This is a genomic window from Halomonas sp., from assembly GCF_031581305.1.
GTDB lineage: Bacteria > Pseudomonadota > Gammaproteobacteria > Pseudomonadales > Halomonadaceae > Halomonas.
In genome coordinates this window covers 4,436-14,759 of record NZ_JAVLBC010000065.1, presented here as the reverse complement: position 1 = coordinate 14,759, position 10,324 = coordinate 4,436, and the positions used below count along the sequence as shown (strand labels likewise).

Sequence of the window (10,324 nt, the reverse complement as noted above, 5' to 3'; positions counted from 1 at the left end):
GTCTGCAGCTCATGGTAGCCATCCGGCCGGCGGCCGGTGATGTGCAGCAGGCGGTTGAGCTTGGCCGGCGCCGGCAGTTCCAGCACCCTGGGAAGCATGGCGGTCTTTGGCATGTCAATCATCTAAGGCCGGGCGCCAGTCCGTGACCACCAGGGTGACCCGCAGGTCGTCATAGGTCATCACCAGGCGCCTGGGCAGCCAGAGGTCGGCGACGCGCTCCCAGTCGCGGTACGCGATCTCCCAGCCGTCCTGCTCGAGGCGAAGGGGGAAACCCAGTGCGTCCTCTTCCAGTCGATGGGGCGTGCCGTCCGCCGGCAGGCCGCGGATCCAGTCGGAGAGCGCGCTGACCGGCAGTGACCAGCCCAGCCGCTGCGCCATCAGCGCCTCCGGGGTCTCGGCTTCGAAGCGGCCCTCGGCGGTGGTCAGCGAGAAGCGTCCCTCGCGGCCCTCCAGGGTGCTGCGCCCACTGCCGAAAGGCCCGCTGATCAGCAGCCGATAGTAATGAGGGTGCTGGCTCCAGTCCAGGTTGGCGCTGGTGGAGTCCTCGGGGGTGCGCAGGCCGGCCTTGCCGACCAGCACCCAGGTGTCGAGTTCGTCTAGGCGCTCGGCCTGGGCCTGCCACTGGCCCACGGCTCGCTCGCCCTCGGGGGCGGGCGCCCGGCCGGCACAGCCGGCCAGCAGGGCCAGGGCGAGCAGGGGGATCATCAGTCGAGGCAGTGTCGTCATGGCGAGGTCCGTTCGTCAGGGGGCCAGTCGTCACGCCCGGTAGCGTCCAGAGCGGGGTGGCGTTGCAGGAGCTCGTCGATCAGCGGGCGCTCCTCGAAGCGCCGTCGGGCCTCCTCGAGCAGTTCGCGTGCACGCTCTTCCTCGCTCATCGTCCAGAGCACCTCGATCAGGTGGGCGGCGATCTCCTGGTCGGGCATCGCCGACCAGGCGCGCTCGAGCCAGGGCAGGGCGCTCTCGGGGTCGCCCTGGCGATAGAGGACCCAGCCCAGGCTGTCGAGGATGGCCGGATTGCCGGGTTCCAGCGCGTGGGCCCGCTCGATCAGTTCGCGGGCCTCCTCCAGGCGACCTTCCTGGTCGGCATCGGCGAGGGTGTAGCCCAGGGCGTTGAGGGCATTGGCGTTGTCCGGGTCGCCCGCGATGATATGGCGAAGATCCGCCTCCATGGCCGCGAGGTCGTCGTTGGCAAAGGCGCGCATGGCCCGCTGGTAGCGCAGCCGTTCATCGTCGGGGCGTCGGGATAACTCGCTGTCGAGCAGGGCGTCGGCCTGCTCGTTGACGCCTGCCTCGTCGAGCAGCTCGACCTCCAGGGAGACCAGTTCGCTGTGGTAGGCCTCGTGGCGTAGCCGCTCGAGGCGCAGGAAGGCACGCGCGTCGAGTAGCCGGTCATCGGCGATCAGCATTCGGGCCGCATTCATGCGTGCGGTCATGAACTGCTCGCCCTCGGACACTTGGCGATAGTAAAGCAGGGCGTTGTCGATCTCGCCCTCCTCCTCGGCGATGGCGCCCAGCAGCAGGAAAGCCAGTGGCGGGGCCTCGTCGTCACCGACCAGGGGCAGCAGCAGGCGGCGCGCCGGGGGTAGGTGCTCCTCTTCCAGGAACAATCGCGCCAGGCCGAGGCGCAGCTCGGGGTCGTCGCCATGGTCATCGAGCAAGGCGTCGGTGGTGGCCTCGGCGGCCTCGATGTCGCCCAGCCGGATTTCGGCACGGGCCAGCAGCAGCATCAGGCGCGGGTCGCCCGGCGCTACCGCCAGGCCGCGCCGTGCCGCCGCTCGAGCATTTGCAGGATCGTCAGCCTCGAGGGCCAGGCGGGCGCGGATCTGCCACAGCTCGGGCAGATTCGGGGCCGCCCGGGCCAGTCGCGACAGGCGCTGCTCAGCGGCTGCGCGCTCACCCGCGGCGGCCTCCAGCAGGGCGGTGGCAAGCTCGCTGTCGTGGCGCGGCTTGTCGAGGCTCGCCAGGTGCTCGCGCATTCTGGTCAGCAGGGGTCTCGGATCGGCACCGGCCTCGAGGGCGCTCCCCACGAAGCCGGTCAGTTCCTCCTGTGCGCCATGTGCAATGGCGGCCAGGCGCTGTACCAGGGCGGTGTCCCAATCGCCGCGCTGGATGGCAAGACTGGAGAGCAGGCGTGCGGGAGAATCGCTGCCCGGTGCCAGGGCCTGCCAGCGTCGTGCGGCCTCCTCGAGCAGCCGGGCGTCCTCGCTGAAGCGGGCGGCCAGGGTGGCGCGCTCGGCGAGGGGCGCGGAACCGTAGCGCTCGGCGACGTCGAGAAAGCCGCGGGTCGCACGCGGATAGTCGCCGCGCTGTCCGGCCAGCTCGGCCACCAGCAGGGCGGAGAGGCTCTCGGCATCCAGGCCGCGAGAGACCGGCGGCGCACCCGCCAGCGGGTCGTCGTCGGGCTCGGCGGCCGAGGAGGCGCCGGGCAGGGCCTGGCACCCGGTGAGCAGGCTCGCCAGTACCAGTGGCGCCAGTGGGAGGCGGTGAGTGATTCGGGGGAGCATTCCGCGGGGCATGCGCGTCTCGTGCCGGAGGACGAGTGGCCAGCATAACGGCTCGACTTCCCCGGGCAAAGCATGATCCCGATCAGGGCATGTGATGGCGCCCCGGGCGGACGGCCTGTGGTAGAATATTGCGCTTCGAGGATGGGCGGTCCGCGTCGACGGACATCACCACTGCGCCCCTGCCGGAACCACGACTCGCGAAGATGCCGAACGCATGACGCTTCTTGCCCTGGGAATCAACCACCGGACCGCCACCATCGAGGTGCGCGAGCAGGTCGCCTTCTCGCCGACTCAGTTGGAGGCGGCGCTGGTTGAGCTGCGTGCGCTGCCGGAAGTGCGCGAGGCGGCGGTCCTCTCCACTTGCAACCGCACCGAGCTCTACTGCGTCACCGATGCCGTCGGTGAGCACGAGATCCTCGAGTGGCTGGGCCGTTTCCATGGGCTGAGGGTGGAGGATCTCACGCGCTGTGCCTACCATTTCCACGAGAACGACGCGGCCCGGCACCTGATGCGGGTGGCGGTGGGACTGGATTCCATGGTGCTGGGCGAGCCGCAGATCCTCGGCCAGCTCAAGGAGGCCTACCAGGCCAGTCGTCGAGAGAAGGGATTGGGCAAGGAGCTGGAGTGTCTTTTCCAGCATACCTTTGCCGTGGCCAAGCAGGTGCGCACCGAAACGGGCATCGGTCGAAACCCGGTGTCGGTGGCCTATGCGGCGGTGAGCCTGGCCAGTCGCATCTTCGGCGACTTCACGCGCTCGCGGGCGCTGCTGATCGGCGCCGGCGAGACCATCGAGTTGGTGGCGCGTCACCTCCATGAGGCCGGTGTACGGCAGCTCACCGTGGCCAACCGCACCCGCGACAGGGCCGAGGCCCTGTCCGGGCCGCTGGGTGGCGAGGCGATCACTCTCGATGCGATCCCCGATGCCCTGGTCGAGGCCGATATCGTGATCTCCTCAACTGCCGCGCCGCTGCCGATCCTCGGCAAGGGCATGGTGGAGCGGGCGCTGAAGAAGCGCCGCCACCGCCCCGTCTTCATGGTCGACATCGCCGTGCCTCGGGATATCGAGCCCGAGGTAGGCGAGCTCAGCGATGTCTTCCTCTATACCGTCGATGACCTTCAGGAGGTCATCGAGGAGAACCGCCGGCATCGTCAGGTGGCCGCCGACCAGGCCGAGTCATTGATCGAGCACGGCGTGGGCAACTGGCAGCACGAGCGGCGCATCCGCAGTGGCGGCGAGCTGATCCGCGACGTGCGTGCCCGTGGCGAGGCCATGCGCGACCTCTCCGAACAGCAGGCTCTGGCGCGCCTGGCCCGCGGCGAGGACCCCGAGCTGGTGATTCGTCGCCTGGCCCACCAGCTGACCAACCGGCTGATGCATCGACCCACCGTGGCGATGCGCGAGGCGGCCTCCCGGGAGCGTCGTGATCTGCTGGACGCCGCCACTGCCCTGCTGCTGGATGAATCCACCCACCATTCCCGATAGGACGCGCCGATGAAAGCCACCCTGCGCCAGCGCCTCGACGCCTTCGTCGAACGCTTCGAGGAGCTTTCCGCCCTGCTGGCGGAGCCCGAGGTGATCAGCGACCAGCCCCGCTTCCGCGACTACTCGCGGGAATATGCCGAGCTCGAACCCCTGGTGGAGGCCTGGCGCGAGTATCGCGCCGTGGAGGCCGACATCGCCTCCGCTGAGCAGCTGCTCGGCGATACCGATGCCGAGATGCGCGAGCTGGCCGAGCTCGAGCGGGACGAGGGGCGCGACAGGCTGGAGGCCCTCGAGGTTCGTCTCAAGCAGCTGTTGGTGCCCAAGGATCCCGATGACCGGCGCAACGTCTTCCTGGAGATTCGCGCCGGTACCGGCGGTGACGAGGCGGCGCTGTTCGCCGGTGACCTCTTCCGCATGTACGCCCGCTATGCCGAAAAGCACGGCTGGAAGGTGGAGGTGGTCAGCGCCAGCCACGGCGAGCAGGGCGGCTACAAGGAGATCATCTCGCGGATCAGGGGGGAGGGTGTCTATGCACGGCTCAAGTTCGAGTCCGGTGCCCACCGGGTGCAGCGAGTGCCGGCCACCGAGTCCCAGGGGCGCATCCATACCTCCGCCTGCACGGTGGCGGTGATGCCCGAGGCCGACGAGGTCGGCGACATCGACATCGACACCGGCGATCTCAGGGTCGACACCTTCCGCTCCAGCGGCGCCGGCGGCCAGCACGTCAACACCACCGACTCCGCCATCCGCATCACCCACCTGCCCACCGGCGTGGTGGTGGAGTGCCAGGAGGAGCGCAGCCAGCACAAGAACCGCGCCAAGGCGATGTCGCTGCTCGCTGCGCGGCTCAAGCAGTCGGCCGTGGCCAGCCAGCGCCAGCAGCAGGCCGACGCCCGGCGCTCCCTGGTGGGGTCCGGCGATCGCAGCGAGCGCATCCGCACCTACAACTTCCCCCAGGGGCGGATCACCGATCACCGCATCAACCTGACGCTCTACAAGCTCAACGAGGTGGTCAGCGGCGAGCAGCTCGACGATGTGGTCGAGCCGCTGATCCACGAGTACCAGGCCGAGCAGCTGGCGGCCCTCCAGCAGGATGCCGGATGACCCTGGATCGCCTGCTGGCCCAGGCCGCGGCGCGGCTCTCGGCGGCCGGCTCGCCGAGCGCGCGGCTCGATGCCGAGGTGCTGCTCTGCCATGTGCTGGGCGTGGACCGCACCTGGCTCTATACCTGGGGAGACCGCGAGGCGCCGGTCTTCGAGTGGGCCCGGTTCGAGGCGCTGGTGGCGGCCCGCGCCCAGGGCCAGCCGATCGCCTACCTGACCGGCGAGCGGGAGTTCTGGGGCCTGCGGCTCGCCACGTCGCCGCACACCCTGATCCCCCGGCCCGACACCGAGCGCCTGGTGGAGGCGGCCCTGGAGCGGGCCGCCTCTCCCCGGGGGCGACTTCTGGACCTCGGCACCGGCACCGGAGCGATCGCCCTGGCGTTTGCCAGCGAGCGCCCCGACTGGTCGGTGGTCGGCATCGACCTTCGCCCGGAGGCGGTGGTCCTGGCCCGGCAGAACGCCGAGCGGCTCGCCATCGCCAACATCGCCTTCCGCGAGAGCGACTGGTTCGCCGCCCTCGAGGGCGAGCGCTTCCACCTCGTCGTTTCCAATCCGCCCTACATCGCCGAGGACGATCCGCATCTGCGGCGGGGTGACGTACGCTTCGAACCACAGAGCGCCCTGGTGGCGGCAGAGGGCGGGCTGGCCGGCCTGCGTCACCTGGTGGGCGAGGCTCGGGTCCACCTCGTGTCCGGTGGCTGGCTGCTGCTCGAGCATGGCCATGGCCAGGGGAAGGCGGTGCGCGACGCTCTCGCTGCGGCCGGCTACGCCGAAATCGCGACCCTGCGCGATCTCGGCGGTCACGACAGGGTCAGCCTGGGACGTCACGTTGAGGGCGGGACTGGTGGGGGGCAGTCGTGATGTGGTACATCTTGGTCAGTAAAAAACACCACGTCTCGTTGCCTTTGCATTCATGAAACCCAAGACTCGCTCGCTCGACCGCATCGACCTGAAGATCCTGCGCTGTCTGCAGGATAATGCCCGAATTTCCTATGTTGACCTGGCCTCCCGGGTTGGCCTCTCCACCACCCCCTGCCTGGAGCGCGTCAAGCGCCTTGAGCGTTCCGGCATCATCCGCGGCTACAAGGCGCTGCTCGATCCCCGGGCGCTCAAGGCCAACCTGCTGGTGTTTGTCGAGATCAGTCTCGAGACCCAGTCGCCGTCGGTGTTCGACGAGTTTCGTCGCGCCGTGGCCAAGCTGCCGCAGATCCAGGAGTGCCACCTGGTCTCGGGGCAGTTCGACTATATCCTCAAGTGCCGGATTCCCGAGATGTCCGCCTACCGCCAGCTGCTCGGCGACGTGGTGCTGACCTTGCCCGGTGTGAAGGAGTCCAAGAGCTACGTGGTGATGGAGGAGGTCAAGGAGGACTTCAGCCTCCATGTCCCCGACATCGAAGAGTTCGAGGAGAAGTGAGCCCATCGATGGATGACCAGGCCCTGCTGCGCTATAGCCGCCAGATCATGCTCGACCAGGTCGACATCGACGGCCAGGAGCGGCTGCTGGCCGGCCACGCCCTGGTGATCGGCGCCGGCGGGTTGGGCTCGCCGGTGGCCCTCTATCTGGCGGCTGCAGGCCTCGGCCGGCTGACCCTGGCCGATGCCGACGAGGTCGAGCTCTCCAACCTGCAGCGCCAGATCGCTCACGCTACCGCTGACCTCGGTCGCAACAAGGCCGAGTCGGCCCGGGAGGCGGCGCTTGCCCTCAATCCCGGCTGTACGATTCGGGCGCTCACCGACCATCTCCACGGCGATGTGCTGGCACGGGTGGTCGCCGAGGTGGATGTGGTACTCGACTGCACCGACCGCTTCTCCAGCCGCTATGCCATCAACGCCGCCTGCCACACGGCGCAGGTGCCGTTGGTCTCCGGGGCGGCGATCCGCTTCTCCGGCCAGTTGGCGGTGTTCGATGCCCGTGACCCCGACTCGCCCTGCTATGCCTGCCTCTATCCGCCGGGGGAGGAGGGCGACGAGGCGCTCAGTTGCGCCGAGAGTGGCGTGGTAGCGCCGCTGGTAGGTCTGATCGGCAGTTTCCAGGCCCTGGAGGCGATCAAGCTCGTCAGCGGCGCCGGCACGCCTCATCGTGGATTATCCACCTTCGACGGCCTCAGCGGCCAGTGGCGCCACTTTCAGGTGCCACGTGACGCCGCCTGTCCGGTCTGCGGCCCGGCCTGACGAGACGCCCATGACCAACCATCAGGTGGCTCCCCTGGGCCAAGTAAGCGACTTCGACATTCGCCTGATCCGCGTCTTCAAGGCGGTGGTGGAGTGCGGCGGTTTCTCCGCTGCCGAGGGAGTGCTCGGTGTCGGCCGCTCGGCCATCAGCCTGCACATGAATGATCTGGAACGCCGACTGGGGCTGCGGCTCTGCCAGCGAGGCCGCGGTGGCTTCTCACTCACCGAGGAGGGACGCCAGGTGTACGAGGCAGGGCTCACCTTGCTGGCCTCCCTGGAGACCTTTCGCACCGAGGTGAACGGCCTGCACGAGAACCTGCGTGGCGAGCTCAATATCGGCATCACCGACAATCTGGTCAGCATGCCCGAGATGCACATCACCCACGCCTTGGCCACTCTCAAGGGGCGAGGCCCGGAGGTACGCATCAACATCGCCATGGAGGCGCCAGACAGCATCGCCCGGGGCGTGGTGGACGGCCGACTGCACGTGGGTGTCGTGCCCGAGGTCAACCTGCCGTCGAGCCTGGTCAGCGAGGCGCTCTACGACGAGCGCTCGCTGCTCTACTGTGCCGACAGCCACCCGCTCTTCGCCGAGACGGTGACCAACCCGCAGCGCCTGGCGGCCCACGAGGCGGTGGTGCCCGGCTACCCGCTGCCGGAAGCCGCCCGGGCGGCTCATGCGCGGCTGCGTGGCGCCGCCACAGCATCGGATCGCGAGGGAGCGGCCTTCCTGATCCTCACCGGTTGCTACATCGGTTATCTGCCCGACCACCTGGCCGCCCCCTGGGTGGCGGCCGGTCGGTTGCAGGCCCTGTGCCACGACACTTGCCACTACCGTATCCCCCTGGTGGCGATTACCCAGCGCGATCGACGTCCCCATCGGGTGCTGGAGGCCTTCCTGGCCGCGCTCGGCTAGATGCCGAGCGCCCGCCCAGGGGCTGTCGGTCATCACTCCAGCCGGTCCAGGGTCGTGGCCACGGCATCGAAGAGCCGCTCCAGCTCCGCCTCCGTGCTGCCGAAGGGCGGGCCGAACTGCAGGGTGTCGCCGCCATAGCGTACATAGAAGCCCGCCTCCCAGAGTGCCAGGTGGGCATCTCGTGGACGGATGGTCGGATCACCGTCGCGGGGCGCAAGCTGCAGGGCACCGGCCAGGCCGTGGTTGCGGATATCCACCACGTGTGGGCGGCCCCTGAGAGCGTGGAGCTTCGCCTCGAACGCCGGGGCGATGGCCCGCACCTGCGCGGGGAAGTCCTCGCGCTCGAAGAGGTCCAGCGTCGCCAGTCCTGCGGCGCACGCCACGGGATGGGCGCTGTAGGTATAGCCGTGGGGAAACTCGATGGCATGGGTCGGCCCGCCCCCCGCCATGAAGGTGTCGAAGATCGCCCGAGAGGCGATTACGGCCCCCATTGGCACCGCGCCGTTGGTGAGCTGCTTGGCCACGTTCATGATGTCCGGGGTGACGCCGAAGGCCTCGGCGCCGGTGCGGGCCCCGGCGCGGCCGAAGGCGGTGATCACTTCGTCGAAGATCAGCAGGATGTCGTGGGCAGAGCAGATCTCGCGCAGCCGCTCCAGATAGCCTTTCGGTGGCACGATGACCCCGGCCGAACCGGACATGGGTTCAACGATCACCGCGGCGATACTGGAGGCGTCGTGCAGGGCGATCTGGTCGAGCAGGGCATCGGCGAGCTCCGCCCCGCTATCGGCCTGGCCGCGAGTGTAGGCGAGTGCCGGTTGAAGGGTGTGGGGCAGGTGGGTGACGTCCATCAGTTGGCCGTAGTGCTTGCGGTTGCCGCCGATCCCGCCGAGGCTGGTACCGCCCACGTTGACGCCGTGGTAGCCCTTGGCGCGGCCGATCAGCCGGGTCTTCTCCGGACGCCCCTGGAGGCGCCAGTAGGCACGCGCCATCTTCACCGCGGTGTCGGCGGACTCGGAGCCGGAATCGGTGAAGAAGACGTGGTCCAGCCCCGGCGGGGTCAGCGCCGCCACCCGTTCGGCCAGTTCGAAGGCCAGCGGGTGAGCGACCTGGAAGCCCGGGGCATAGTCCAGCCGACCCAACTGGGCTGCCACCGCCTGCTGGATCTCGGCGCGGTTGTGGCCGGCGCCGCAGGTCCAGAGGCCGGAGAGGGAGTCGAACAGTCGCCGGCCACGGTCGTCGATGAAGTAGCGTCCTTCGGCGGCGGTGATCACCCGCGGATGGGCATGGAAGTCGCGATTGGAGCTGAACGGCATCCAGTAGTGGTGGTTGAGCGGGGTGGCCCCCTTGCCGTGCTCGACGGCATGGGAGGCAGGAGCAGTCGACACAGTCATGGTGGTCTCCTCGTTCGAAGCATGGTCCTTGTTTCAGGATGGGGGGATCGTCGAGTTTATAAAAGGATGGCCTGCTGACGTTTGCGTGAGGGAACACTGACGTAAAGGCCAGCTTGCCTTCCTCGTGTCGCCGGTATGAGTGATGGTGATTAATTGACGACGCTTGCCCCGTGTTCCGGATTGCCTGCCTGACATTTTCCTCCCCTTGTTTTTCAAATTCTTCATTTTTAAACAGCTACTTGTGTAATTTTTCAAGATTTTAGCTTTTTTCTCTAATGTGGTTCGGTCACTTTTTAGGTATTAAATACTTGACAGATGTTGCGGTGCTGGTGTCAAACTGAGATTGCCTGCCCGGGACCTTTCGTCGGGCGAGTGATCCAACAACAACCAGCGCAACGCGCATTACCGACAGGTGTCTCGCATGACGACCCCGCCACCTCTGGAACAGCCCGCTTCCTGGTACCGCGATTCCATCGCCGTCGAGCTCGGTGCCTGTCCTCCACTCGAGGGCGAAGTGCGCGCCGATGTCTGCGTGGTCGGCGGCGGCATCACCGGTTGCTCAGCAGCACTGCACCTCGCCGAGCGGGGGTATTCGGTGGTGCTGCTGGAGGCCGGGGAGATCGGGCACGGCGCTTCCGGGCGAAGCGGGGGCCAGATCCTTCCGGGCCTGGGCACCGACATCGGCACCGTTGAGAAGGCACTCGGCCGGGAGCGGGCCCGGGATATCTGGGAGATGAGCCGTGAGGCGGTACGCC

Annotated in this window: 10 protein-coding genes and 1 pseudogene; 7 read left to right on the top strand and 4 right to left on the bottom strand. The window is 68.2% G+C overall.

What is annotated here, in order from left to right; translation table 11 throughout:
• The 3 genes and pseudogenes from RI841_RS16510 to RI841_RS07395 form a co-directional block, all read right to left on the bottom strand.
• A pseudogene (locus RI841_RS16510) lies at window positions 1-98 on the bottom strand (4-(cytidine 5'-diphospho)-2-C-methyl-D-erythritol kinase); the annotation flags it as partial.
• A gap of 16 nt (window positions 99-114) precedes the next feature.
• Window positions 115-726, bottom strand: coding sequence for a lipoprotein insertase outer membrane protein LolB (gene lolB / locus RI841_RS07400; protein WP_310704953.1), 612 nt, complete (start codon window positions 724-726; stop codon window positions 115-117).
• Window positions 723-2,516 carry a tetratricopeptide repeat protein gene (locus RI841_RS07395; protein ID WP_310704952.1) on the bottom strand — a complete coding sequence of 598 codons (1,794 nt, stop codon included), beginning with the start codon at window positions 2,514-2,516 and terminating at the stop codon, window positions 723-725. The genes lolB and RI841_RS07395 overlap by 4 nt, the downstream gene beginning before the upstream one ends.
• Window positions 2,517-2,718: 202 nt before the next feature.
• On the opposite strand from RI841_RS07395, the gene hemA reads away from it, so the two are divergent.
• From hemA to RI841_RS07365, 6 genes are read left to right on the top strand one after another with little or no spacing between them, the layout of a single operon-like run.
• Window positions 2,719-3,987, top strand: a complete 1,269-nt coding sequence (gene hemA / locus RI841_RS07390; RefSeq protein ID WP_310704951.1) for a glutamyl-tRNA reductase — start codon at window positions 2,719-2,721, stop codon at window positions 3,985-3,987.
• 9 nt (window positions 3,988-3,996) lie between these two features.
• Window positions 3,997-5,091 (top strand): peptide chain release factor 1, encoded by a 1,095-nt coding sequence (gene prfA, locus RI841_RS07385; protein WP_310704949.1) that lies wholly within the window; start codon window positions 3,997-3,999, stop codon window positions 5,089-5,091.
• Window positions 5,088-5,951: a peptide chain release factor N(5)-glutamine methyltransferase gene (gene prmC, locus RI841_RS07380; protein ID WP_310704948.1), complete on the top strand. Its 864-nt coding sequence runs from the start codon at window positions 5,088-5,090 to the stop codon at window positions 5,949-5,951. Before prfA ends, prmC begins: the two co-directional genes overlap by 4 nt.
• A 52-nt stretch (window positions 5,952-6,003) precedes the next feature.
• A complete protein-coding gene (locus RI841_RS07375; RefSeq protein ID WP_310704947.1) occupies window positions 6,004-6,504 on the top strand; it encodes an Lrp/AsnC ligand binding domain-containing protein in 501 nt (166 codons plus the stop codon).
• Window positions 6,505-6,512: 8 nt separating this feature from the next.
• Complete coding sequence (locus RI841_RS07370; protein WP_310704946.1) at window positions 6,513-7,262, top strand: molybdopterin-synthase adenylyltransferase MoeB; 750 nt, start codon at window positions 6,513-6,515, stop codon at window positions 7,260-7,262.
• A gap of 10 nt (window positions 7,263-7,272) precedes the next feature.
• Window positions 7,273-8,178, top strand: coding sequence for a LysR family transcriptional regulator (locus tag RI841_RS07365; RefSeq protein ID WP_310704945.1), 906 nt, complete (start codon window positions 7,273-7,275; stop codon window positions 8,176-8,178).
• Between the two features lie 32 nt (window positions 8,179-8,210).
• On the opposite strand, the gene RI841_RS07360 is transcribed toward RI841_RS07365, so the two are convergent.
• Entirely contained in the window at window positions 8,211-9,569 is a 1,359-nt protein-coding gene (locus tag RI841_RS07360) for an aminotransferase class III-fold pyridoxal phosphate-dependent enzyme (protein WP_310704944.1), read from the bottom strand.
• A 421-nt stretch (window positions 9,570-9,990) separates the two neighbouring features.
• Here RI841_RS07360 and RI841_RS07355 point away from each other — a divergent pair.
• A partial coding sequence (locus RI841_RS07355) for an FAD-binding oxidoreductase (protein ID WP_310704943.1) occupies window positions 9,991-10,324 on the top strand: 334 nt, incomplete at its 3' end.

Coding starts and splice junctions, on each gene's coding strand:
- lolB (WP_310704953.1), bottom strand. CDS start 726: ATGACGACACTGCCTCGACTGATGATCCCCCTGCTCGCCCTGGCCCTG.
- RI841_RS07395 (WP_310704952.1), bottom strand. CDS start 2,516: ATGCCCCGCGGAATGCTCCCCCGAATCACTCACCGCCTCCCACTGGCG.
- hemA (WP_310704951.1), top strand. CDS start 2,719: ATGACGCTTCTTGCCCTGGGAATCAACCACCGGACCGCCACCATCGAG.
- prfA (WP_310704949.1), top strand. CDS start 3,997: ATGAAAGCCACCCTGCGCCAGCGCCTCGACGCCTTCGTCGAACGCTTC.
- prmC (WP_310704948.1), top strand. CDS start 5,088: ATGACCCTGGATCGCCTGCTGGCCCAGGCCGCGGCGCGGCTCTCGGCG.
- RI841_RS07375 (WP_310704947.1), top strand. CDS start 6,004: ATGAAACCCAAGACTCGCTCGCTCGACCGCATCGACCTGAAGATCCTG.
- RI841_RS07370 (WP_310704946.1), top strand. CDS start 6,513: ATGGATGACCAGGCCCTGCTGCGCTATAGCCGCCAGATCATGCTCGAC.
- RI841_RS07365 (WP_310704945.1), top strand. CDS start 7,273: ATGACCAACCATCAGGTGGCTCCCCTGGGCCAAGTAAGCGACTTCGAC.
- RI841_RS07360 (WP_310704944.1), bottom strand. CDS start 9,569: ATGACTGTGTCGACTGCTCCTGCCTCCCATGCCGTCGAGCACGGCAAG.